Source organism: Rhodococcus sp. EPR-147 (assembly GCF_001647185.1).
In the GTDB taxonomy this organism is placed as follows: Bacteria; Actinomycetota; Actinomycetes; order Mycobacteriales; family Mycobacteriaceae; genus Rhodococcoides.
Map to the genome: position 1 here is coordinate 1 of NZ_LVCU01000530.1, position 23,275 is coordinate 23,275.

20 protein-coding genes and 1 tRNA gene are annotated in these 23,275 nt (G+C 65.6%); 17 read left to right on the plus strand and 4 right to left on the minus strand.

Going from position 1 to position 23,275, the window contains the following annotated elements:
• Positions 1-70 precede the first annotated feature (70 nt).
• The 3 genes from A2J02_RS23090 to A2J02_RS23100 are packed head-to-tail and all read left to right on the plus strand — an operon-like array spanning position 71 to position 3,377.
• The gene (locus tag A2J02_RS23090; protein ID WP_068054186.1) at positions 71-925 is read left to right on the plus strand and encodes an ABC transporter permease; all 855 of its coding nucleotides are present in this window, start codon (positions 71-73) and stop codon (positions 923-925) included.
• Position 926: 1 nt separating this feature from the next.
• Positions 927-2,600: an ABC transporter ATP-binding protein gene (locus A2J02_RS23095; protein WP_068054134.1), complete on the plus strand. Its 1,674-nt coding sequence runs from the start codon at positions 927-929 to the stop codon at positions 2,598-2,600.
• Between the two features lie 30 nt (positions 2,601-2,630).
• Positions 2,631-3,377 (plus strand): oxidoreductase, encoded by a 747-nt coding sequence (locus tag A2J02_RS23100; RefSeq protein WP_068054137.1) that lies wholly within the window; start codon positions 2,631-2,633, stop codon positions 3,375-3,377.
• Between the two features lie 359 nt (positions 3,378-3,736).
• Here A2J02_RS23100 and A2J02_RS23105 read toward each other — a convergent pair whose 3' ends face one another.
• Entirely contained in the window at positions 3,737-4,582 is an 846-nt protein-coding gene (locus A2J02_RS23105; RefSeq protein WP_373454860.1) for an HAD family hydrolase, read from the minus strand.
• A 334-nt stretch (positions 4,583-4,916) separates the two neighbouring features.
• Here A2J02_RS23105 and ssd point away from each other — a divergent pair, with 334 nt between their 5' ends.
• The 7 genes from ssd (at position 4,917) to A2J02_RS23140 (ending at position 9,522) form a co-directional block, all read left to right on the plus strand.
• Positions 4,917-6,032 (plus strand): septum site-determining protein Ssd, encoded by a 1,116-nt coding sequence (ssd, locus tag A2J02_RS23110; protein WP_082899007.1) that lies wholly within the window; start codon positions 4,917-4,919, stop codon positions 6,030-6,032.
• A complete protein-coding gene (locus A2J02_RS23115) occupies positions 6,029-7,213 on the plus strand; it encodes a TadA family conjugal transfer-associated ATPase (RefSeq protein ID WP_082899008.1) in 1,185 nt (394 codons plus the stop codon). Before ssd ends, A2J02_RS23115 begins: the two co-directional genes overlap by 4 nt.
• Positions 7,210-7,989, plus strand: coding sequence for a type II secretion system F family protein (locus tag A2J02_RS23120; RefSeq protein ID WP_068054144.1), 780 nt, complete (start codon positions 7,210-7,212; stop codon positions 7,987-7,989). Before A2J02_RS23115 ends, A2J02_RS23120 begins: the two co-directional genes overlap by 4 nt.
• Complete coding sequence (locus A2J02_RS23125; RefSeq protein WP_068054147.1) at positions 7,986-8,558, plus strand: type II secretion system F family protein; 573 nt, start codon at positions 7,986-7,988, stop codon at positions 8,556-8,558. Before A2J02_RS23120 ends, A2J02_RS23125 begins: the two co-directional genes overlap by 4 nt.
• Before the next feature lie 63 nt (positions 8,559-8,621).
• A complete protein-coding gene (locus A2J02_RS23130; protein WP_068054150.1) occupies positions 8,622-8,825 on the plus strand; it encodes a DUF4244 domain-containing protein in 204 nt (67 codons plus the stop codon).
• 23 nt (positions 8,826-8,848) lie between these two features.
• The gene (locus tag A2J02_RS23135; protein WP_068054152.1) at positions 8,849-9,160 is read left to right on the plus strand and encodes a TadE family type IV pilus minor pilin; all 312 of its coding nucleotides are present in this window, start codon (positions 8,849-8,851) and stop codon (positions 9,158-9,160) included.
• Positions 9,157-9,522 carry an Rv3654c family TadE-like protein gene (locus A2J02_RS23140; protein WP_068054155.1) on the plus strand — a complete coding sequence of 122 codons (366 nt, stop codon included), beginning with the start codon at positions 9,157-9,159 and terminating at the stop codon, positions 9,520-9,522. The genes A2J02_RS23135 and A2J02_RS23140 overlap by 4 nt, the downstream gene beginning before the upstream one ends.
• A gap of 180 nt (positions 9,523-9,702) precedes the next feature.
• Here A2J02_RS23140 and A2J02_RS23145 read toward each other — a convergent pair whose 3' ends face one another.
• Positions 9,703-10,965 (minus strand): alpha-hydroxy acid oxidase, encoded by a 1,263-nt coding sequence (locus A2J02_RS23145; protein ID WP_068054161.1) that lies wholly within the window; start codon positions 10,963-10,965, stop codon positions 9,703-9,705.
• Between the two features lie 51 nt (positions 10,966-11,016).
• Complete coding sequence (locus tag A2J02_RS23150; protein WP_197478115.1) at positions 11,017-12,666, minus strand: L-lactate permease; 1,650 nt, start codon at positions 12,664-12,666, stop codon at positions 11,017-11,019.
• 148 nt (positions 12,667-12,814) lie between these two features.
• Here A2J02_RS23150 and A2J02_RS23155 point away from each other — a divergent pair, with 148 nt between their 5' ends.
• A complete protein-coding gene (locus A2J02_RS23155) occupies positions 12,815-13,591 on the plus strand; it encodes a FadR/GntR family transcriptional regulator (protein ID WP_068054166.1) in 777 nt (258 codons plus the stop codon).
• Between the two features lie 266 nt (positions 13,592-13,857).
• Here the strand turns inward: A2J02_RS23155 and A2J02_RS23160 are convergent, their stop codons facing one another.
• Positions 13,858-16,227, minus strand: coding sequence for a DEAD/DEAH box helicase (locus tag A2J02_RS23160; RefSeq protein ID WP_197478113.1), 2,370 nt, complete (start codon positions 16,225-16,227; stop codon positions 13,858-13,860).
• A 391-nt stretch (positions 16,228-16,618) separates the two neighbouring features.
• Here A2J02_RS23160 and A2J02_RS23165 point away from each other — a divergent pair, with 391 nt between their 5' ends.
• The 6 genes from A2J02_RS23165 to A2J02_RS23190 all read left to right on the plus strand — a co-directional run bounded on the left by A2J02_RS23165 (position 16,619) and on the right by A2J02_RS23190 (position 23,274).
• Positions 16,619-16,822 carry a cold-shock protein gene (locus A2J02_RS23165; RefSeq protein ID WP_005248460.1) on the plus strand — a complete coding sequence of 68 codons (204 nt, stop codon included), beginning with the start codon at positions 16,619-16,621 and terminating at the stop codon, positions 16,820-16,822.
• Positions 16,823-16,969: 147 nt separating this feature from the next.
• Complete coding sequence (locus A2J02_RS23170) at positions 16,970-17,557, plus strand: hypothetical protein (RefSeq protein ID WP_037187885.1); 588 nt, start codon at positions 16,970-16,972, stop codon at positions 17,555-17,557.
• A gap of 109 nt (positions 17,558-17,666) precedes the next feature.
• Positions 17,667-20,660 carry a type I DNA topoisomerase gene (topA, locus tag A2J02_RS23175; protein ID WP_068054169.1) on the plus strand — a complete coding sequence of 998 codons (2,994 nt, stop codon included), beginning with the start codon at positions 17,667-17,669 and terminating at the stop codon, positions 20,658-20,660.
• A 119-nt stretch (positions 20,661-20,779) separates the two neighbouring features.
• Positions 20,780-21,967 (plus strand): DNA polymerase III subunit delta', encoded by a 1,188-nt coding sequence (locus A2J02_RS23180; protein WP_068054171.1) that lies wholly within the window; start codon positions 20,780-20,782, stop codon positions 21,965-21,967.
• Positions 21,968-22,052: 85 nt separating this feature from the next.
• Positions 22,053-22,128, plus strand: a tRNA-Thr gene (locus A2J02_RS23185).
• Positions 22,129-22,230: 102 nt separating this feature from the next.
• On the plus strand, positions 22,231-23,274 hold the full coding sequence (locus A2J02_RS23190; protein ID WP_197478114.1) for a zinc-binding dehydrogenase: 1,044 nt from the start codon (positions 22,231-22,233) through the stop codon (positions 23,272-23,274).
• The last annotated feature ends 1 nt before the right edge of the window (position 23,275 follow it).

Below are 23,275 nucleotides of genomic sequence, written 5' to 3' on the forward strand. Positions count from 1 at the left end.
TTCGAGCGCAGCTCAGCACGCCGCGGACGAGGGCCAGCCCGGAAACGTCGTCACCGGCGAGGCCGTCGAGCTGGTCGGTCAGGCCAGCCTGTGGGGCAACGCGTGGAAGTACCTGCGCAAGAGCCCGTTCTTCATCATCGGCACGTTCCTGCTGTTGGTGCTGTTGGTCATGGCGGTGTTCCCGCAGCTGTTCGCCCGCGGCATCGATCCGCGAGTGTGCTCGCTGTCCGATTCCGGTCAAAAACCCAGTGCAGCACACTGGTTCGGCACCGACATCCAGGGCTGCGACTACTACGCCAACGTCATCTACGGTGCGCGGATCTCGCTGTCGATCGGTGTGCTCTCGGTGATCGGCGTGCTGATCATCGGCGTCCTCATCGGTGCTCTCGCCGGCTACTTCGGCGGTGCGATCGACAGCATCCTGGCGCGCTTCACCGACGTGTTCTTCGGGATTCCGCTGCTGCTCGGTGCTCTGATCCTGCTCACCGTCACCGCCCAGCGCACCATCTTCACCGTGTCGTTGGCCCTGGTGGCCTTCGGTTGGATGACGGCGATGCGCCTGGTGCGATCGTCGGTGATCTCCATCAAGAACAGTGAATACGTCCAGGCGGCACAGGCATTGGGAGCGTCGACCTACCGCATTCTGGTGCGACACATCCTTCCCAACGCGCTGGCCCCGGTGATCATCTACGCCACGATCTCGGAGGGTACGTTCATCGCGGCCGAGGCGACATTGACGTTCCTCGGAATCGGATTGCAAGCCCCCGAGATCTCCTGGGGCCTACAGATCAACCTCGGTCAAGCCAGGTTCCTCACGTCACCGCACCTGGTGCTGTTCCCGGCCGCGTTCCTCTCCGTCACGGTGCTGGCGTTCATCATGCTCGGCGACGCACTCCGTGACGCACTCGATCCGAAACGGAACTGACATGAGTATTCAGAAGGACACGGTTCTGAGCGTCACCGATCTGACGGTCGAGTTCGAGGTCGAGAAGGTCTGGCGCAAGGCGGTCGATACCGTCTCGTTCACGGTCGCCTCCGGTGAAGTTCTCGCCATCGTCGGTGAATCCGGATCCGGTAAGTCGACGACGGCGATGGCCGTCCCGGGCCTGTTGGCCGATAATTCGCGGGTGTCCGGCAGCATCAAGCTGGGCGAGAAAGAGCTGGTCGGGCTGCCCGAGAAGCAGCTCGCACCCATCCGCGGCAAGAACGTCGCGGTGATCTTCCAGGAGCCCATGACGGCGCTCAATCCGGTGTACTCGATCGGCTGGCAGATCACCGAGGCCATCCGCGCGCACACCTCGCTGTCGAAGAAGGAAGCGAAAGCGCGGGCCGTCGAGCTGCTCAAGCTCGTCGAGATGCCGGATCCGGAGACGCGGGTCAACTTCTACCCGCACCAGCTCTCCGGTGGTCAGCGTCAGCGCGCGATGATCGCCCAGGCGCTGTCCTCGGACCCGTCGCTGCTGATCGCGGACGAGCCGACCACGGCCCTGGACGTCACGGTGCAGGCCGAGATCCTCGACCTGATGCGTGATCTCCGGAACCGCATCGACGCGTCGATCGTCCTGATCACCCACGACATGGGTGTGGTGGCCGACATGGCCGACCGCATCGCGGTCATGAAGGACGGCGTCATCGTCGAAACAGACGCTGCGCAAACCATATTCAAGAACGCATCGCATCCGTACACGCAGCAGTTGCTCGCCTCGGTTCCGCACCTGGGTAGCAGCATCGAGGCCGTGACCGCCGGGAAGATCGCCGAGCCCAGTGCCGGCGAGGAGACCCGGGCACTGAGCATCGTCGACGGTGTCATCGAGTACCCGGGCCGCACCGTGTTCCGGGCCGTCGACGGGGTCAGCCTCGACATCGAGATGGGTGAGGTGGTCGGCCTCGTCGGCGAGTCCGGCTCGGGCAAGTCGACGATCGGCAAGGCCGTGGTGGGACTGAACAAGCTCACCGGCGGCTCGTTGTCGATCGCAGGCGTCGACATCACCAACCTGTCGAATCGCGAACTGCGGTCGGTGCGAAGCAAGGTCGGCATCGTGTTCCAGGATCCGGGTTCGTCGTTGAACCCGCGCTGGCCGATCGGACAGTCCATTGCCGAGCCGATGCTGCTGCACACCGAGCACAGTGCTGCAGACCGAAATCGAAAGGTCGAGGAACTGCTCGACCGGGTTCACCTGTCGCGGACCATGCGCAACCGCTACCCCCACCAGTTGTCCGGTGGGCAGCGTCAGCGCGTCGGTATCGCCCGGGCGCTCGCCCTGGAGCCGACGCTGCTGGTGGCCGACGAACCGACGTCCGCACTCGACGTGTCGGTGCAGGCCAAGGTGCTCGAGCTGTTCAAGGAACTACAGCGTGAGTACGGCTTCGCGTGCCTGTTCATCAGCCACGACCTCGCTGTGGTGGAGGTACTGGCCAAGCGCATAGCGGTGCTGAACAAGGGCAAACTCGCCGAGTTCGGTACGACGGATCAGATTCTGCGTCGTCCGACCAACGAGTACACCAAGCGGTTGCTCGCGGCCGTCCCGGTGCCCGACCCGGCCGAACAGGCCAAGCGTCGCCAGGCCCGCGCCGAGCTGTTGGCGGCAGGGGCAAAGTAAAGGCAAGGGGAGGGGGTACCGTCGTCTGTCGTGACGGACCCCCTCGCCCCGCTGCTGGAATTGCCCGGAGTTGTCGACTCCGCCGAACGGGCGCGTGACGCTCTCGGCGCGGTGCATCGACACAAGGCCAACCGTCGTGGCTGGCCGGCCACCGCGGCCGAGGCCGCGGTCCGCGCGGCCCGCTCGTCTTCGTCACTCGAGGGCGGGTCGATGGATTTCCCCCGCGAGGGCGAAGAAGGCGACCCCGTACTCGCCGGCGCGCTTCGAGTCGCGGCCGCCCTCGATGGCGACGCCCTGCAGAACACGCTCTCGACGTGGAAGCGCGCTCCGCTGCAGACCCTGGCTCGACTCCACTTGTTGGCAGCTGCAGATCTCGTCGACGACGCCTCCGCGCTCGGTCGTCCGCGCGGTGATTCGGGGGTCGGCGAGCGACTCGATCTGCTCGCTCAGCTCGTGACCGGTGGAACCTCTGCACCCGCTCCGGTGATCGCGGCGGTGGTGCACGGTGAGTTGTTGACGCTCAAAGCTTTCGGATCGGCCGACGGCATCGTTGCGCGGGCTGCATCGAGACTGGTGGCGGCGTCGTCGGGCTTCGACCCCCACAACCTCGGAGTGCCGGAAGTGAGCTGGATGCGTCGAGCAAATGCCTACCGGGACGGCGCGACCGGATTCGCCGAGGGCACCGCGACGGGCGTCGGGAGTTGGGTGATCCTGTGCTGTGGAGCCTTCGAAGCCGGTGCGGCAGAGGCGACTTCGATTGCCGAAGCCGCGGTCTAACCCACACATAAAAGGGCGGCGATGCCGACTTGCGTCGACTTCGCCGCCCGTTAGCACGGAGCGCCTGGTTACCAAGCGTGCTCAGGTGGGCTGTGATGGAAAACCACGTGGCCTCGGCGAGGGTTCGACGGTGATGAGGTCATCCCTGCAACCGGTGCAGGGTTCTTGCTGATCATCGACGAATCTCGCAGGCCCACAGCGCTTCTGCCATTAGGTGGCCGCTCCGCGTGGGTGCCTGGTGTCCGTGCTGGGAATCCCGGTCGGGAGAGCGAATCTTCTCGTCCGATTCGTTCTTGGCCTTCCGTTCTTCCGTACGTCATTTGTACCCCGTGACGCGCCTCACATCAAGGGGTTGAGCGTCATCTTTTTCTTCGGAGCAGTCCGTAGGTGATCGCGCCGGCCGCAAGAGCGCTGAAACCTGCTGCCGCACTTGCCGCTACGGTCTTGCCGGACGGGGTCTGGATCCGTGATCGCAGCGAGACCGGGTTGGAGAACGTGAGGATCGGCCAGCCGCGGGACGCGGCTTCCTTGCGCAGCGCTCGGTCGGGGTTGACGGCCGTGGGATGCCCGACGGCGCGCAGCATCGGCACGTCGGTGATCGAGTCCGAGTACGCGTAGCTCGACGCCAAGTCGTAATCATGTTGCGCGGCCAGGGAGTTCATGGCGTCGACCTTGCCCTCGCCGTAGCAGTAGAAGTCGACCTTGCCGATGTACTTGCCGTCCACGGTCACCATCGTGGTGGCCATGCTGTGATCGGCACCCAGGAGTTCTGCGATGGGGTGCACGATCTCGTCGCCGGACGCCGACACGATCACCACATCGTGGCCGCGGAGCTTGTGGTCTGCGATCAGGTCGGCGGCTTCGGCGAACACGAGGGGGTCGACGATGTCGTGCAGGGTTTCGGCGACGACCGCTCGTACCTGTTCGACGTCCCAGCCTGCGGTCATGCTCGCGATGTGTGCGCGCATGCGCTCCATCTGGTCGTGATCGGCTCCGGAGAGCAGGAACAGGAACTGGGCGTAGCTGCTCTTGAGAACGGCGCGCCGGTTGATGAGTCCTTGGTCGAAGAACGGCCTGCTGAATGCCAAGGTGCTGGACTTGGCGATGATCGTCTTGTCGAGGTCGAAGAATGCCGCGACGCGCGCTGCGCGTCGGCCGGCCGGGGCGTCGTCGGTGCTCGCGCTCTGGGTCACGTTTGTCACCATAGTGGCCGGTGGTGACCGGTGGATGTTGCGCGGTGCCACTGGTGGACTCGGTCCGAAACCGTCGAGAAAAAGCGACGGTTGAACTTGCAAACAAGGAAGTCCACGGGTGTAGTATTTGTTATGAGCCCGGTTAATTCCGGGCGGTGTTCAGCCCGACCCCCCGGGGCTGAACCAGACGACCCTCGCCTCCTCCCCCCCTGGCGAGGGTCGTCCTCTTTTCCGGGTCGGGTCGAAAACTGGTACAGCAGTACCGGTATTCATCCACAGGCCCCGATCTATCCACATTTCCCCAAGTCGCGCGCACCTCGAGCAGATTCTCACGCAGGCTTGGCGCATGGAAACGGACCCGCGACAGCGAATCGCGCACCCGACTGTGGCGATGTCGATCGAACTTCGCGGACTCCGCGAGGACGTCTATCGAATAGCCGCGGCCGCGGATTGTGTTGTGGAAGAGCAGAACTTACTGGTCGGTATCGGTTCGGCACGGTCGATGTGGGACCGACCCGGAACAATTTTGGTCGATTTCGAGTCCGCAGAGACGGCATTGGCGTCCGGATTTTCGCGACGCTCGGGCGTCATTCTGGTCACGGACGAGCAACCGACACTCGACGACTGGCGCATCGCCACATCGCTCGGTGCCGAGCATGTGCTCTCCCTGCCGCAGGACGAAGACGCACTCGTGCGCATACTCGGCGAACCCGTCTCGGTGCCGTCGGGAGATGGTGGAGTGATCGCCGTGGTCGGCGCTCGCGGCGGCGGGGGCGCATCGACATTCGCTGCCGCACTCGGACTCCGCAGCAGCCGCTCGGACCGGCGTGCCCTCCTCGTCGAGGGTGATCGGTACGGCAGCGGCCTCGACCTGTTACTCGGCTGGGAGAACGCTCCGGGTCTGCGATGGTCCGGCTTGGTCGTCGAAGGCGGCCGAGTCTCCGGCGACGCTCTGCACGGGGCGCTGCCTTCCCGCGGCGGGTTGTCGGTGCTGGCGCTCGGCCGATCCCAGGACCGGGGTATCGGACTCTCGGCCGTTGCAGTGGCGGCTGTGGTCGATGCAGGACGCGCAGCGGGAGATCTGGTGGTGTGCGACGCTCCGCGCCATCCGAGCGACGTCTCCGACGCTCTGTACGCCGCGGCGGATCTCGTCGTGGTGGTACTACCGGCCGAACTGCGAGCCGTGACGTCGGCTGAGGCGGTGGCAGCGGAGGTGGTGGATCGAAACGCCAACGTCGGCCTGGTCGTTCGTGGGCCTGCGCCGGGTGGGCTGAGGGCAGACGACATCGCCGTCGCCCTCGGGCTTCCTCTGTTGACGTCGATGCGCGCCGAGCCCGCGTTGGCCGAGCGCCTCGAACGAGGAGGACTGGTGCTGGGCCGACGTTCGCCGCTGGCCGCGGCAGCCGACGCTGTGCTCGATACGTTCGCGCACAAGCCCGGTGGTCAGCGGTGGGCGGCATGAGCGCCGTCGTCACCGCGGATCTGCTCGACCGCGTCCGTGATCGCCTGGCGGCATCGGCCGATGCTCCGGTTCCCGCGACCGTCGCCGCGGCCATACGAGCGGAAGCAGGCGGGGTGATCGGCGACACCGATATGCTTGCGGCCCTTCGTGTTCTGCAGACCGAGCTGACCGGTGCGGGGCCGTTGGAGCCGCTGCTGTCCGAGCCCGGAGTGACCGATGTGCTGGTCACCGCACCGGATCAGGTGTGGATCGATCGTGGTCGCGGACTCGAGCGCACCGGCATCCGATTCGCCGACGAGGCTGCCGTACGTCGTTTGGCGCAGCGACTCGCGTTGTCGGCCGGCCGCCGTTTGGACGACGCGCAGCCCTGGGTCGACGGTCGATTGCCGGGCGTCGGGCAGGGGGCCTTCGGAGTCCGCCTGCACGCGGTGCTGGCACCGGTGGCGAGCGGAGGAACGTGTGTGTCGCTTCGGGTGTTGCGACCCGCGACGCAGGGACTAGCTGCGCTCCGTGCATCGGGAGCCGTGACCGAAGACGGGTACGAGCTGCTGCGTCGAATCGTATTCGGCCGCCTGGCATTTCTCGTCGTCGGCGGTACCGGCGCTGGAAAAACCACACTCTTGGCCGCCCTGTTGGGCGAGGTGGATCCGGCCGAACGGATCGTCTGCGTCGAGGATGCCGCCGAGTTGGCCCCGGCACATCCGCACGTGGTCCGGCTGGTAGCCCGCGCGCCCAATGTCGAAGGCGTGGGTGAAGTATCGGTGCGGCAGCTGGTGCGTCAGGCTCTGCGAATGCGACCGGACCGGCTCGTGGTCGGTGAAGTGCGCGGGGCCGAGGTCATCGACTTGATGACGGCTCTCAATACAGGTCACGACGGCGGAGCCGGAACCATTCACGCGAACTCCCCGGCCGAGGTACCGGCCAGACTCGAAGCCCTTGCGGCACTGGGCGGAATGGGCCGAGACGCGTTGCACAGCCAACTCGCCGCTGCGGTCCAAGTGGTGTTGCACGTCCACCGCAGTTCCGACGGTACTCGACGACTACGTGAGATCGGAGTGGTCGACGTCGATCGCGCCGGGCGAGTGCACATCGCGGCGGCCTGGTCGGTGACTGCCGACGCGACGCCGGGCGAAGGTCGGCTCCTCGAACTGCTCGACCGCCGTTGCGGTGACGCCCGATGACGGCGGCGGTGATGGTCCTCGCCCTCGCGGTTGCCCTGTGGCCGAGTAGTTTCCGTCGGCTGCCTGGTGAAGAACGGGCGGCTTCGTCCGCGCCGCGATGGCTGATGCCGGCATGCTGCGTTCTGTTTGCGGCAGGGGCGGCGTGGTGGTTCGGCGGAATCTGGGCCGTGAGCGCAGCAGCGGTGGCGGGCGGTACCGGATGGCGTCGTAATCGCCGGCGACTCGAACGTGACCGGCGTGCCGACGAATTGAACTGGCTCGCAACCGGAGTCGAGGTGGTCATCGGCGAGCTGCGCGTCGGATCCCATCCGGCCACGGCCAGCGCGGTCGCGGCGGACGAGTGCGGCGGCATCGCGTCGACGGCACTGCGCGGTGCGGCATCGCGCTCCCGACTGGGCGGCATGGCTGCGGACGGTATCGCCTCGTCCGATTCGTTGTTGGACGCCGAGCTCGGCCGGCTGGCCGCCGCGTGGAGAGTGGCAGACGAGCACGGGCTCGCGCTCGCCGAACTGCTCGACGCCGTCCGCGAGGACATGCTGGGACGCCGACGGTTTCGCGAACGAACCGACGCATCGCTCGCCGGTGCCCGTGCCACCGCGCTGGTGCTGGCCGGTCTACCGATTCTCGGAGTCGCGCTCGGTCAGCTGATGGGAGCCGATCCACTGCACATTCTGCTCGGCGGTGGGCTCGGCGGAATGCTGCTGCTCATCGGCACGGCGCTGGGCTGTGCGGGCCTGCTGTGGACCGATGCGATCACCGGCAAGGTGACGACGTGATGTGGGTGGCGGTTCTGTGTCTGGCCACGGCATCGATCACGCTGCCCTCGGTCTCGGGTGGGTTGCACAGGCTGGCATCCGAGCGCCTGGCGGACACCGACACCGTCGATACGCCGACACCCGACCCGCTCGCGGTGGCCACGACCTTCGATCTGCTCGCCGCCTGTCTGCGGTCGGGCTTGCCGATATCGACCGCCGCTGCGGCAGCAGCACATTCCGCTCCGACCTCGTTCGGTATCGCGCTCCGCAAGGCAGCCGATCTTCTCGAACTCGGTGCCGACGCCGCGACCGCGTGGGACGCCGTCGCGCAGGATCCCGAGACCGAGGCGCTGGCCAGGATGGCCCGCCGATCTGCCCGGGCCGGGTCGTCCATGGCGTCGGCGATGACGGAACTCGCTGCGACACAACGAACTCGCGCCGAGGACGCGTCGGCCGCTGCGGCCGAACGCGCGGGTGTGCTGATCAGCGGGCCGTTGGGTCTGTGCTTTCTGCCGGCCTTCATCTGCCTCGGCATCATCCCCGTGGTGATCGGCCTGGCGGGCAACGTACTGGGCGGCGGTCTGCTGTGACCGCCGCGCACACAGAATTCCGATGCGGAGATGCCGCGTCGGAGATCAGGGAGGGGAATCGAGATGATCGAGAACGCACTGCAGGAGTTGAAGACTCGAATCGTTCTGTTCGGAGTGGAGGACGATGGCATGTCGACCGCGGAGTACGCGATCGGGACCATCGCGGCCGCGGCGTTCGGGGCGGTGCTGTACACGGTGGTGACCGGCGACAGCATCGTCACGGCGTTGACGGGGATCATCGATCGAGCGCTGAACACAGCCGTCTGAGCCTGACCGATGACGACGGTGCCGTGACGGTGGAGGCGGCGTTCGCGATCGCGTCCATCGTCGCGGTGATCGTGGTGTGTATCGGGGCGATTGTGTCGGTGACGATGCACATCGGCTGCGTCGATGCGGCCAGGGAGGCAGCGCGGTTGGCGGCCAGAGGGGATACGAACCGGGCTGTCTCGGTGGGGGAGAGGGTCGCGCCGGAGGGGGCTCGCATCACGGTGACCGAGGACGGGGAGTTCTTCGTCGCGCGGGTGGAAGTGGCGAGTCCGCTGCCTGGGTTGACGTTGTCTGCTGAGGCGGTTGCTGCTGCGGAACCGATTGCCGCGGAATGAGGCTCGCTTTCGGGAGGGTGCTGCGTGATGACGAAGGTGGCGCGACGGTGTTGGCGGCGCTGGCGATGTCGGCCTTGATCGTTGTCGTGGTGATGGTGATTCACGTCGGCTCGGCGGTGGGTGCGCGTCATCAGGCACAGTCGGCGGCCGACCTCGCTGCGTTGGCCGGTGCCGGGTCTCTCGATCGTGGGATGGCGGATGCGTGTGAGACGGCGCGGGGTTTGGCGGGGCGAATGGGGACCGTGTTGCGAGAGTGCACGATCGCCGACTGGGACGTGATCGTGACGGTGGGCCAACCGGTGTTCCTCGGTCGCTTCGGAATGTCCGACGCCATCGCCTCGGCGCGGGCGGGTCCGGGGTGACGGGCGGGTCGGCCCGCTTGCCCGCCCCGGTCCGCCTCGCCCGCTGGCCGAATTCGCAAATGCGCGCGCGTTGGTCAGGTGCGCGGGGATTCGCCTCGTCTGGCCAGCGATTTCGCGAGCGTTCAGCGAATGCGCGCGCGTTTGCGTCGAACCCAGGCCACGAACCCTGGCCTACAGCGGTCAGTGTGGTGTGAAGGTGCGTGCCCCGGACTGTAGAGGAGCGAATCGAGTGAGTTGAGTGACGTGCTCCGGGGTCAATTCCGCGAGTGAATTGACCTGCAGCAGTTGCATGGTGCGGACTATCTCTTCGCGCAGGATCTCGATCATGCGGTCGACGCCGGCTCGCCCTCCGGCCATCAGGCCGTACAGGTACGCGCGTCCGACGAGGGTGAACGACGCTCCCATCGCGATGGAGGCGACGATATCGGCACCGTGCATGATGCCGGTGTCGACGGCTACCTCGAAGTCGGAGCCGACTTCGCTCACCACCTGAGGCAGCAGGTGGAAGGGAACGGGGGCCCGATCGAGTTGTCGGCCTCCGTGATTGGACAGGATGATTCCGTCGACTCCCAGTTCGGCGAGACGGACCGAATCCGCCACCGATTGAACACCTTTGACGACCAGCTTGCCGGGCCAGATCTCCCGGATGACGTCGAGATCCTCGAACGAGATCGATGGATCCATCGCTGAATTCAGCAGCTCTCCTACCGTGCCGCCGGTGGAGGACAGCGATGCGAACTCGAGCTTGGCCGTGGTGAGGAAGTCCCACCACCACCAGGGCCGCGGGATGGCGTTGGCGATCGTCGACGCGGTCAACTGCGGCGGGATGGAGAATCCGTTGCGCTTGTCGCGCAGTCGTGATCCGGCGACTGGCGTGTCGACCGTGAACAGGAGGGTGTCGAAGCCTGCCTTCGCGGCGCGTTCGACCAGCCCGAACGAGATGTCGCGGTTGCGCATGACGTAGAGCTGGAACCAGTTTCGTCCGTTCGGGTTGGTGGCCTTGACGTCCTCGATCGACGTGGTGCCCAGGGTCGAGAGGCAGAACGGGATTCCGGCAGCTCCGGCTGCGGCAGAACCGGCGTATTCGCCCTCGGTCTGCATCAGGCGGGTGAATCCCGTCGGAGCGATGCCGAACGGCAGCGCGGACGGCCCGCCGAACACCGTCGTCGAGGTGTCGACGTGAGAGACGTCCCGCAGGATCGAGGGATGGAATTCGACGTCACGGAAGGCCTGACGAGCCCGGGAGAGCGAGATCTCGGCGTCGGCGGCACCGTCGGTGTAGTCGAATGCAGCGCGTGGGGTGCGGCGTCGGGCGATGGTGCGGAGATCGTCGATGGTGAGTGCGGCGCTGAGGCGTCGTCGACGCAGGTTCAGATCGGGCTTTTTGAACGAGAGGACCTCGCGCAGGTCGGTAGCTTTGGGCATCTGCCGGGTGATGGGCATGTCATGGTCTCGATTCTGTGCAGTATTACGGCGAGTGGTGGGGACGACGGGTCAGGGGAGCATCCAGGCCAGTACCGAACTCTGGAGTCCGACCAGGAGACAGATGGCAAGCAGCAGGCCGAGGCTCCACCCGATGACTTGTCGGAAAATCTCGGACTCCCGCCCGACCAACCCCACCGCGGAAGCAGCGATGGCGAGATTCTGCGGGCTGATCATCTTTCCCACCACACCACCCGAGGTGTTGGCGGCGACCAGCAGGGTGGGGTCGATGCCGGCGTTGATCGCTGCAGTCTGCTGCAGCGTCGCGAACAACGCGTTCGCGCTGGTGTCCGAGCCGGTGACCGCGGTTCCCAGCCACCCGAGAATCGGGGAGAGGTAGGCGAAGAATGCGCCGGTGCCGGCAATCCAGGTTCCGATGGTGATGGTCTGCCCCGACTGGTTCATCACGTAGGCGAGCGCCAGAACCGCGCCCACCGTGAGTGCGGAGAATCGGAGTTTGATCAGAGTGCTTCCGAACAGCCGGGCGGCGTCGGGAGCGCTGACGCGGTAGACGGCGGCGACGATGACACCGCAGATCAGGAGCAGTGTTCCCGGCGTGGACAGCCAGGTGAACTTGTAGATGGTGGTGGTTGCGGGGGAACCGGCGGCGGTGAGGATGTTGCCGTCGAGACCGGGCCACGGTACGGCGATGTCGGTCGAGGCGAGGAACCTGGCGACCGGGGACCATAGTTTGGCCACCGAGAACACCGCGATGACGAGAAGGTATGGGAACAGTGCAAGCCACACTCGTTGGGTCGTCAGCGGCGCGGCCTGGATGGTGCGGGTGGCGACCGGCGCAGGCGTGATCGGAGCACTGCCGGAGCTTCCCGAATCGAGGTCGGCATCCCGGGCCAGGAGGATGCGTTCGCGGGCCGCGTCGGATCCGGTCGGCTTCCAGAACCGCAGAACCACGACTGCTGCGGCGATGCCAGCGAGCGAGGCGATGATGTCGGTCAGCTCGACCGAGATCCAGGTTGCGCTGACCCACTGCGCGACGGCGAACACGACACCGACGGCCAGGGCGACCGGCCACGTCTGGGCGACGCCGCGTCGACCATCGGTGAGGAACGCGATGAACAGCGGTACGAACAGGGCGATGAACGGGGTCTGGTGACCCACGTACGCGCCGATCTCGTGGTAGTCGATTCCCGTCAAGTTTCCGGCGGTGAGGATCGGAATGCCGATGGCACCGAAGGCAACCGGCGCGGTGTTGGCGAGCAACACGACGACGGCTGCGCGCATCGGAGCGAAACCGATGGCCAGAAGCATGACACCGGTGATGGCGACGGGAGCACCGAATCCGGCGAGGGCTTCGAGTAGCCCGCCGAAGCCGAACGCGATGATGATCGCCTGGATACGCGGATCGTCGGAGATGGCATCGATGATGCGGCGCGAGTCGTCGAACCGTCCGCTCGTCACGGTCAACTCGTACAACCAGATCGCACAGATCACGATCCACACGATGGGAAACAACCCGAAGGCGAAGCCTTGTGTTGCCGACAGCCCGGCCAGGTTCGCCGGCATGTCGTAGGCCAGAACCGCCACCGCCAATGCGACGACGAGCCCGGCCAGACCGGCGAAGTGGGCTTTCCACCGAAGAAGTCCGAGCGTGACGAAGACCGTCAACAGCGGCAGGCAAGCCACCGCTGCGGACAATCCCATGCTGTCCGCGAGCGGTGCGAGATCGGGTGTGTACACAGCTACTCCATTCAAGACCTTCAAGGTGTGTGAGGTCTGACCACACAGAGAATGATATGGATCACACTCAATGGGGTCAAGAGGCTGAGGCCACAGACCTTCTTCTGGTTGGATGACCGATATGGCAGACGACGCTGGACGGACGCATAACGAAACGCTTTCGTGGAAGCCGGTCCGGCGCGCCCGCGCGCACGAGCTGGTCATCGACGCAATCGAGGAGCGCATCATGGCTGGTGATCTCCGCGTCGGGGATCCGCTGCCGCCCGAGCGGGAGTTCGCAGCTCAGCTCGACGTCAGCCGGGCTGGGGTCCGTGAAGCCGTGCGCGTCCTCGAGAGCAGTGGAATTCTGCGGTCGTCACCGGGTTCCGGTCCCGGAGCCGGCACCTTCGTTGCGGCACTGCCGCGGCCGGCACTCACACGTCTCCTTCGCCTGCACGTCGCGCTGACCAACTTTCGGATCGATGACTTGATCAGCACGCGAGTTGCGCTCGAGCGGGCAAGTGTTCACCTTGCCGCGGTGGCCCCCGATCAGAACAAGCTTGCGCAGGCGAGGGCCGCCGTGGAAATCATGGCAGCGCGGGGTGTCACCCGAGAGGTCTTCAACGACGCCGACACGAACTTTCACATCGCCTTGGCCGAGGCCTCGGGTAACGACTTCGTCGCGTCCCTCACCGCAGCAATCCGGGAGTCGATGCGTGCGCCCATCCTCGCCGCGCTGTTGGAGATCGAGGATTGGGACTCGTTGGCCGACAAGCTGAATACCGAACACCGGCAGATTCTGGCGGCCGTCGAAGCCGGTGACGCAGAGCTCGCAATGAAGTCGGCCGAACAACACATCCGGTCGTCCGCTGCGGCCCTGTCCATTCGCAACAGCCCGGAACCGACGTAGCATCGGCTGTCGCAGGTTCGCGTACCCGCGGATCTACGAATGTCGTTGTGCAGGTAACGGATTCCGCTGTGCGTCCGTGAGTTCGCGCCTTGCGCCCAGCGACCGCGAATGCGCGCGCGTTTGTCAGGTGCGCGCGATATAGCCCCGTTCAGCAGCCGATTTTGCACGCGTTCAGCGAATGCGCGCGCGTTTGCGCCCATCGCTGGACCGGCACTGGACCGGCGCTGGACCATCACTGGACCGGCGCTCAATCGGAATCCCCGGACTCAACCCTCCCGAGTGATGGCCGCCAGTACCGCCGTCAACACTCGAACAGCACCGTCTTTGTCCAATGGATCGTTGCCGTTTCCGCATTTGGGTGATTGCACACAGGAGGGGCAACCTGTTTGGCATTCGCACGAGACGATGGCGTCTTTCGTGGCCGTGAGCCAGTCGGCGATGGCCACGTGACCGCGGTCGGCGAAGCCTGCTCCGCCGTCGTATCCGTCGTAGACGAACACCGTAGGCAGGCCGGTGTCGGGGTGCAGAGCCGTCGACACTCCGCCGATGTCCCAGCGATCGCACGTCGCCACCAGGGGCAGCAGCCCGATGGCGGCGTGCTCGGCCGCGTGCAGTGATCCGGGGAATCGTTCGTACGGAACTCCGCTGTGCTCGAGTAACTCCGGGGTGATGGTGTACATGACGGCTCTGGTGTCGAGTGTCTGTGCGGGCATGTCGAGTTCGATGGAGTCGAGCACCTCGCCGGAGAGGAGGCGTCGCAGATATCCGACGACCTGATGGGTGACGTTGACCTGCACCAGTGCGACGCGTACTTCGCCGTAGTCGACGGATTCGTGCACCGCGGTGATCGAGATGTCGGTGATCTCGCGGGCCGAGGTGTTCCACTCGGGCTGCTCGGCGTGCACCAGTGCGAGGCCGGCATCGAGATCGAGGTCGTCGACCACGAACGACTCACCCTGGTGAATGTGGACGGCACCCGGGTGGGCGGTGGCGGGCGCTCTGCCGCCGTCGACGGTGCCGAGCATGCGACCGGACTCGCCGTCGACGATGGCCACCTGCATCCCGGTGCCGCCGCGAATGTTCACCGCACCGTGCGGCGACAACTGCTGCCCCTCGGGAGTGATGAACCACCCGTGCGGACGCTTGCGCACATAGCCTTTCAGTTCGAGTTCCTCGAGCACCGATTCCGCGCTCAGCTCCTCGGCCTCGACGAGGGTGATCGGTAGTTCGACTGCAGCGCAGAGCAATTGCGGAGCCAGGATGTACGGGTTGGTGGGGTCGGTGACGGTGGCCTCGACGGGCTTGTCCAACAGAGCCGCCGGGTGATGCACCAGATATGTGTCGAGTGGATCGTCGCGCGCAACGAGCACCAACAATGAGCCCTCCCCGCGTCGACCGGCCCGGCCGCCCTGCTGCCAGAACGACGCGACGGTGCCGGGAAAGCCGGCGACGATCACCGCGTCCAAACCGGCGATGTCGACGCCCAGTTCGAGCGCATTGGTGGTGGCGACGCCGAGCAACGTGCCGTCGGACAGATCGGATTCGAGTTTGCGCCGATCCTCGGCCAAATACCCTGCGCGATAGGCGGCGACGCGTCGTATCAATTGCGGATCGACGTCGGCGAGAATTCTCTGGGTCCCCAGCGCGGTCACCTCGGCTCCGCGCCGGGACCGCACGAATGCCAGAGTTCGCGCGCCCTCCACCAGGAGGTCGGCCATGATGCGCGACGCTTCCGCACCTGCGGATTTCCTGACCGGAGCGCCGTTTTCGCCGGTGATTTCTTTCAGCAGCGGTGGTTCCCACAGGGCGACGGTGCGGGCTCCGTGCGGGGATCCGTCTTCGGTGACTTCCGCGCACGGCGCGCCGATGAGGCGGCTCGCGGCCCGCCCCGGTTCGGAGGTCGTGGCACTGGCGAGAACGAACACCGGCGATGCTCCGTACCGTGCGCACAGGCGTCGTAGCCTGCGGAGCACGAGCGCGACATTGGATCCGAAAACGCCACGGTAGTAATGGCATTCGTCCACCACCACGTAGCGGAGGTTGCGGAGGAATCGCGACCCCCGCTCATGCGAGCCGAGGATGCCGAGATGCAGCATGTCGGGATTGGTGAAGATCCAGCGCGCATTCGCGCGGGCCCACTGACGAATCTCGATCGGTGTATCGCCGTCGTACGCACTCGGGAACACCTCGGCGAGTTCGTCTGACACCGAACGCAACTCGTCGGTGATCGAGATCGTGGTGCGCAGCTGATCGGCACCGAGGGCCTTGGTGGGGGCCAGATACAGCGCGGTGGCCCGGGCGTCGGCGGACAGCGTCGTGAGGATGGGGAGTTGATACGCCAGCGACTTACCCGACGCGGTGCTGGTCGAGAGCACCACATGACTGCCCTCGGCGGCGAGTGTCGCCGCACGTGCCTGATGCGTCCAGGGTTGTGAGATCCCACGAGAGGTGATCACCTGCACCACTTCCGGGCCCACCCACGACGGCCAGGAGGAGAACTGGGAGGCGCGTGCCGGCAGTTCGGCGACGTGGGTCAACGGGCTCTCGCTCGCAGGCGATCCCGCCGATACTCGATCCAGCAACCGCTGCCCGTAGCTCCCGGCATCCGCACCGCCCAGCGGATTCTTCTCGGTCACGGGCCTCCATGCATTCGTTCGATCTACAAGCGCCGTCGGGCTGTTCGCGACAACCCCATGCTAGCGGGGACCTGCTCAGCTCCTTCGCGCCCTGGTGGGAGCAGCAATTCGCTTGTCGGATGTTGTCCGTTTCTACAACACGGACAAAATGTTCGAAAACGGTCGACTTTCGACTGTTGCGAACGCGGAGTTCATGGTTCACTTGACGCGGTCGCAGCTTCTGTGTTCGTTCTACGCTCGCAGGATCTAATGTTGCGGGCGCGGTACTGGAAGAGCTCGTCCGTCAGGGGGAATCCTGAGGGGGATTCGTAGAAAGTGCAGCGGTCGGAACCGGCCCGATGGACCGAAAGTGCGCTCCATCGAATCCGGTGTTAGAAAGAGAAGGAAAAGCATGGCACAGGGAACTGTGAAGTGGTTCAACGCCGAAAAGGGCTTTGGATTCATCGCACCAGAAGATGGCTCCGCTGACGTCTTCGTTCATTACTCCGAGATTCAGGGCAGCGGCTTCCGCACCCTCGAGGAGAACCAGCGCGTCGAGTTCGAGGTCGGCCAGGGCACCAAGGGTCCTCAGGCCACGGGCGTTCGCGCAGTCTGATTCTCTTCTCTTTGGAGTCGAGAACCGTCATCCCCCTTTTCATCGGTCCTACAAGGCCGATCGAAAAGGGGGATGTTTCGTTTCCACGAACCACCGGGGAGCGCCGAAAGCCGTGAGCGCGGGCGTCGATGTCCTAATGTCCATGCTGTGAACCAGCTGTCCTTCTTCTCCGCCGAGTCGTTGCCGCCCGCGGTGACCGATCTCAGTGGGTTGCTGGCTGCCACCGGCCATGTCGTCACTTCGGCGGGTGCGGCCCGAATTTCCGTCGTGGTCGACGCTCAGTGGCGCGCGGATGCCATCGCCGAACTCATCGAGCAATGCGGTCTGACGCCGGAGCTCGGTCGATCGGAGGAGGACAGGCCTCTGGTGCGTACCGCGTCGGTGCCCGAACTGTCTGCATTGGCGTCTCTGTGGACCAAGGGCGCCGTCAAGGCCGTCCCGCCCGGTTGGGTACCGGGTTCTCGCGAACTGCGCGCCTGGGTGCTCGCGTCGGGTCGTCCCGAGGCGGAGGGGGAGCGGTACGTGCTCGGTCTGGATCCCCACGCGCCGGAAACTCACGCCGTTCTCGCTCAGTCGTTGATGCGCGCAGGCATCGCGCCGACGCTCATCGGCACGCGTGGGTCCAATCCGGGCCTCCGAATCACCGGTCGACGCCGGCTGCTGCGGCTCACCGAGAACGTCGGCGAGGCTCCACAGAACGTGGACGCACGTACCAATTGGCCCCACGCCGAGTAGGCCGATCTGTGACTGATCTGCGAGTATTTGGCCGACGTATGTCAGTCTGTTAGTAGTGGGACAGGCAAATCTGCCTGTGAAAACGCACTAGGGAAGGTTCGGCAGCAAGGTGGCAGCACGTAACAACGGCACGGGGGACAGCTCCGCCGAGCCACGTCGTCTGGTCATCGTCGAGTCTCCGACCAAGGCAAAGAAGATCGCCCCGTACCTCGGGAGCAACTACGTCGTCGAGGCCTCCGTCGGCCATATTCGCGACCTTCCCCGCGGTGCCGCGGACGTTCCCGCCAAGTACAAGGGTGAGCCATGGGCACGTCTCGGCGTGGACGTCGACCACGACTTCGAGGCCCTGTACGTCGTCTCGCCCGAGAAGAAGGGCAAGGTCGCAGAGCTCAAGAGCCTGCTCAAGGACGCCGACGAGCTCTATCTCGCCACTGACCCCGACCGCGAGGGTGAGGCCATCGCCTGGCATCTCCTCGAGACCCTGAACCCCAAGATCCCGGTTCGACGCATGGTGTTCCACGAGATCACCAAGCCGGCCATTCTGGCTGCCGCCGCCGATACCCGTGACCTCGATCAAGACCTCGTCGACGCCCAGGAGACCCGTCGTATCCTCGACCGTCTCTACGGCTACGAGGTCAGCCCGGTGCTGTGGAAGAAGGTCATGCCGAAGCTCTCGGCAGGCCGAGTGCAGTCCGTCGCCACCCGCATCGTCGTCCAGCGTGAGCGCGAGCGGATGGCATTCCGTAGCGCCGAGTACTGGGATATCTCCGCCACACTCGATGCCGGTGCCGAGGCGACCCCGCGTAGTTTCGGTGCCCGGCTGGTCAATGTCGACGGCAATCGCGTCGCCGCCGGTCGCGACTTCGGGGCCGACGGCAAGCTCAAGTCCGACGCGGTGACCGTTCTGGACGAACCCCGTGCCCGACGCCTCGCCGAGGCTCTCGAAGGCGTCGACCTGACGGTCGCGTCCGCGGAGGACAAGCCGTACACCCGCAAGCCGTACCCGCCGTTCATGACGTCGACGCTCCAGCAGGAAGCCGCACGCAAGTTGCGCTTCAGCTCCGAGCGCACCATGCGCGTCGCGCAGCGGTTGTACGAGAACGGCTACATCACCTACATGCGTACCGACTCGACGACGCTGTCCGCGTCGGCGATCTCGGCGGCGCGCACGCAGGCGACCGAGCTCTACGGACCGGAGTACGTTCATCCGACGCCGCGTCAGTACACCCGCAAGGTCAAGAACGCGCAGGAGGCCCACGAGGCCATCCGCCCGTCCGGTGATGTCTTCCAGACGCCCGGTCAGCTGCACTCGGCCCTGCAGACCGACGAATTCCGCCTTTACGAACTGATCTGGCAGCGCACGGTCGCGTCGCAGATGGCCGACGTTCGCGGCACCACGCTGACACTGCGCATCACCGGAACAGCCGGCACCGGCGAGGAGTGCACCTTCTCCGCTTCGGGTCGCACCATCACGTTCGCCGGCTTCCTCAAGGCCTACGTGGAGAGCGTCGACGATCAGGCCGGCGGACAGTCCGACGATGCCGAATCGCGTTTGCCCGCACTGGTTCAGGGTCAGGCCGTCACCGCCACCCAGCTCGATCCCGACGGTCACACCACCAACCCGCCCGCGCGTTTCACCGAGGCGTCGCTCATCAAGACGCTCGAGGAACTGGGCATCGGTCGGCCGTCGACGTATTCGTCGATCATCAAGACCATTCTCGACCGCGGTTACGTCTACAAGCGCGGCAGTGCGCTGGTGCCGTCGTGGGTGGCGTTCTCGGGGGTTGCGTTGTTGGAGGCGCACTTCGGGCGTCTGGTGGACTTCGACTTCACCGCAGGCATGGAGGACGACCTCGACGCCATCGCGGGAGGCCGTGAGCGACGCGGCAATTGGCTGCAGAGCTTCTACTTCGGCGGCGACACCGGTGCCGAGGGTTCGGTGGCTCGCTCCGGTGGACTGAAGAAGATGGTCGGCCAGAATCTCGAAGAGATCGACGCCCGCACCATCAACTCCATCCGTCTGTTCGACGACTCCGAGGGTCGCGAAATCCATGTGCGCGTGGGCCGTTACGGTCCGTATCTCGAGCGCATGGTCGTCAGCGACGACGATCCCGACGGCGATCCGATCAGCCAGCGCGCCAACCTGCCCGACGATCTTCCGCCGGACGAGTTGACGATCGACTTCGCCGAAAAGCTGTTCGCCACACCGCAAGAGGGGCGCAAGCTGGGTGTCGATCCGCTGACCGGTCACGACATCGTCGCGAAGGAAGGCCGTTTCGGTCCCTACGTCACCGAAATCCTGCCCGAGCCGGAACCCGAACCCACGCCCCCCGAGCCCGATATCGTCCCGGTGCCGTCCGGCAACGACGGTGACGGTGGCGGTGGCGTCAAGACCGCGGTGAAGAAGGCGGCGGCCAAGAAAGCTCCGGCCAAGAAGGCGGCTGCGAAGAAGGCGACCGGCCCCAAGCCGCGCACCGGTTCTCTGCTCAAGTCCATGGATCTGGCGACCATCACGCTCGACGATGCACTCAAGCTGCTGTCGCTGCCGCGTGTCGTCGGAGTCGATCCGGAGTCCAAGGAAGAGATCCTCGCGCAGAACGGTCGCTACGGCCCGTATCTGAAGAAGGGCACCGACTCTCGCTCGCTCGCCGACGAGGATCAGATGTTCACCGTCACGCTGGAAGAGGCGCTCAAGATCTACGCCGAGCCCAAGCGTCGCGGTCGTCAGGGTGAAGCCAAGCCGCCGCTACGCGAGATGGGCGTCGACCCGATCAGTGAGAAGCCGATGGTGATCAAGGACGGTCGCTTCGGGCCTTACGTCACCGACGGTGAGACAAACGCCAGCCTGCGCAAGGACGATGACGTGGAGTCGATCACCGACGATCGCGCGTCGGAGTTGTTGGCGGACAGGCGCGCTCGCGGACCGGTGAAGAAGAAGGCACCGGCGAAGAAGGCGGCGGCCAAGAAGGCACCGGCGAAGAAGGCCGCTGCGAAGAAGGCTCCGGCCAAGAAAGCTGCTGCGAGGAAGACGGCCACCAAGACCACTGCTGCGAAGAAGGCACCGGTCAAGAAGGCTCCGGCCAAGAAGACCGACAGCGAATAGCTCGCGAGCTCGAAGTTGTGGATGGATTCGGCAACGATTACGTCCATAACTTCGAGTTCGGCGCTGCTCGGGAACAGTGCGGCGGGGGGTAGTCGGTCCCAACCACTAGGGTTGCGTGCATGGCGGGTGTGTTCGATCGATTGGTCGGTCAGGAAGATGTCGAGGCCGATCTGACGGCGGCAGCGGTGGCGGCTCGCACCGGTGTCGACTCGTCGGCGATGACGCATTCGTGGCTGTTCACCGGCCCGCCCGGATCCGGACGTTCCATCGCTGCCCTGTGCTTCGCTGCGGCATTGCAGTGCACCACCGAGGGCACTCCCGGGTGCGGGCACTGCCAGGCCTGCTCGACGACCATGGCCGGTACCCACGGCGATGTGCGACGCGTCGTACCCGAGGGATTGAGCATCAGCACCAAGGAGATGCGCGACATCGTCTCCATCGCCTCGCGTCGGCCCAGCACTGGCCTGTGGCAGGTGGTGGTCGTCGAGGACGCCGACCGGCTCACCGAGGGTGCCGGAAATGTGCTGCTCAAGGTCGTCGAGGAGCCGCCGGCCAAGACGGTGTTCCTTCTGTGTGCGCCGTCGGTCGATCCGCAGGACATCTCGGTGACTCTGCGCTCGCGGTGCCGGCACGTCTCGCTGGTGACACCCACGGTGCCGGCGATCGCCCAGGTCCTGCAGACCCGCGACAAGCTCGACGCCGAGACGGCAGAGTGGGCCGCGTCGATCAGTGGCGGCCACGTGGGCAGAGCGCGCCGTCTCGCCACCGACGAGGACGCCCGGGCGCGTCGTAAACGTGCACTGGCGCTGGCGTCGGCTGCAGCCCGGCCCAATCAGGCGTACCTCGCGGCCGAGGAGCTGGTGAAGGCCGCTGAGGACGAGGCCAAGGAAATGAGTGCCTCCCGCGACGAGGCCGAGACCGAGGAGTTGCGGACGGCTCTCGGTGCAGGCGGTACCGGCAAGGGTGCGGCGGGTGCGCTGCGTGGCTCGGCCGGAGTGCTCAAGGACCTCGAGAAGCGGCAGAAGTCGCGTGCCACCAGAACCGGTCGTGATTCACTCGATCGCGCGCTGATGGATCTGGTGGGCCTGTATCGAGATGCGCTCGCTCGCTCGTACGGATCGACCGCCACGGCAACCCATCCCGACATGGCCGAGCAGGTCGAGCGAATGGCAAAAGCCGTCTCGCCCGAGGCGCTGCTGAAGAGTATCGAGGCAATCCTCGAATGCCGAGAGTCGTTGGCAGTCAATGCAAAACCCAAGTTCGCGATCTATGCGATGGTGGCGACGCTGGGCGACGTGCTGCGTTAGGGGCCGAGCCCGCCTCGCCGCTCGAGGGAGGGCGATTTTCGTTTCGACGTGATGCTCCGTTAGACTCACCAACGCCGAAAGGCACGCCGCCTTAGCTCAGTCGGTAGAGCATTTCACTCGTAATGAAAAGGTCAAGAGTTCGATTCTCTTAGGCGGCTCCACCAGCAGGCCCTCGATACGCACCAGCGCGTCGGGGGCCTTTTTGGTTGTCGATCCAGCGCTGCATCGGCCTGTTCGTCGCGTCGGTCCTGCAGGATGACTTCATGCGAACCGATAGCACCCGCGGTGATCTGATGACAGCCATCGTCACCACCGGCAACGGTGGGTACGACAACCTCGTCGTGTCCGAGGTGCCGATACCCGTGCCGGGCCCCGGGGAGGTGCTCGTTCGAGTGTTGGCCGCGGGGATGAACAACACCGAGATTAACACACGCGTGGGCTGGTACGCGGACGGCGGGTGGAACGACGCGACGCCGTTTCCGTTGATTCAGGGCACCGACTGCTGCGGTCTCGTGTGTGCGAGTCCGGGGACGGACGAATCCATCGTCGGCAGCCGTGTCCTGGTTCGATCGTGCATGCGCGTCGACGGCTTCTCGTCGGGCGAGACGCGGTGGTTGGGTTCGGACATGGACGGCGCGTTCGCGCAGTTCGTCGTCGTTCCGGCGAGCGAGATCTTTCCGGTCGACTGTGGGTGGACCGATGCGGAGTTGGCGACGATTCCGTGTGCCTACGGTACGGCGGAGAACATGATCGCTCGCGCGGGGGTGCATCGAGGGTCGACAGTGCTCATCACCGGCGCGTCGGGCGGAGTCGGTTCTGCCGCAGTGCAACTCGCCGCTCGACGCGGCGCCCGCGTGATCGGCGTCGCGAGCCGGGCCAAGCACGACCAGCTCCGCGAACTCGGCGTCCACGAGGTCTACGGGCGTGATGTCGACGTGGTGGACGCCCTCGGCAAGCGCAGCGTCGATGTGGTGATCGACAACGTCGCAGGCGACGGTTTCGGTCCTTTGCTCGACGTCCTGGTTCGCGGGGGAACGTACGTGTCCTCGGGTGCGATCGCAGGACCCACCGTCGCGTTGGATCTACGGACGATGTACCTGAACGACCTGACGCTCCTCGGCTGCACGGCCTGGGACGAGGACGTGTTTCCGAACCTCGTGTCGTACATCGAAGCCGGTGAGATTCGTCCCCTGTTGGCCGAGTCGTTTCCGCTCGAGCAGATCGCGGCCGCCCAGCAGCGCTTCCTGGAAAGGGACCACGTGGGGAAGTTCGTGCTCGTTCCTCCGGTGGTCCGCGATCAGGCGTGAT

Excerpts from the sequence above, each read along its gene's own strand:
- A2J02_RS23095 (WP_068054134.1), top strand. The coding sequence starts at position 927 with ATGAGTATTCAGAAGGACACGGTTCTGAGCGTCACCGATCTGACGGTC.
- A2J02_RS23105 (WP_373454860.1), bottom strand. The coding sequence starts at position 4,582 with ATGGTGACAAACGTGACCCAGAGCGCGAGCACCGACGACGCCCCGGCC.
- ssd (WP_082899007.1), top strand. The coding sequence starts at position 4,917 with ATGGAAACGGACCCGCGACAGCGAATCGCGCACCCGACTGTGGCGATG.
- A2J02_RS23115 (WP_082899008.1), top strand. The coding sequence starts at position 6,029 with ATGAGCGCCGTCGTCACCGCGGATCTGCTCGACCGCGTCCGTGATCGC.
- A2J02_RS23120 (WP_068054144.1), top strand. The coding sequence starts at position 7,210 with ATGACGGCGGCGGTGATGGTCCTCGCCCTCGCGGTTGCCCTGTGGCCG.
- A2J02_RS23130 (WP_068054150.1), top strand. The coding sequence starts at position 8,622 with ATGATCGAGAACGCACTGCAGGAGTTGAAGACTCGAATCGTTCTGTTC.
- A2J02_RS23140 (WP_068054155.1), top strand. The coding sequence starts at position 9,157 with ATGAGGCTCGCTTTCGGGAGGGTGCTGCGTGATGACGAAGGTGGCGCG.
- A2J02_RS23145 (WP_068054161.1), bottom strand. The coding sequence starts at position 10,965 with ATGCCCATCACCCGGCAGATGCCCAAAGCTACCGACCTGCGCGAGGTC.
- A2J02_RS23150 (WP_197478115.1), bottom strand. The coding sequence starts at position 12,666 with ATGGGATTGTCCGCAGCGGTGGCTTGCCTGCCGCTGTTGACGGTCTTC.
- A2J02_RS23155 (WP_068054166.1), top strand. The coding sequence starts at position 12,815 with ATGACCGATATGGCAGACGACGCTGGACGGACGCATAACGAAACGCTT.
- A2J02_RS23165 (WP_005248460.1), top strand. The coding sequence starts at position 16,619 with ATGGCACAGGGAACTGTGAAGTGGTTCAACGCCGAAAAGGGCTTTGGA.
- A2J02_RS23180 (WP_068054171.1), top strand. The coding sequence starts at position 20,780 with ATGGCGGGTGTGTTCGATCGATTGGTCGGTCAGGAAGATGTCGAGGCC.
- A2J02_RS23190 (WP_197478114.1), top strand. The coding sequence starts at position 22,231 with ATGCGAACCGATAGCACCCGCGGTGATCTGATGACAGCCATCGTCACC.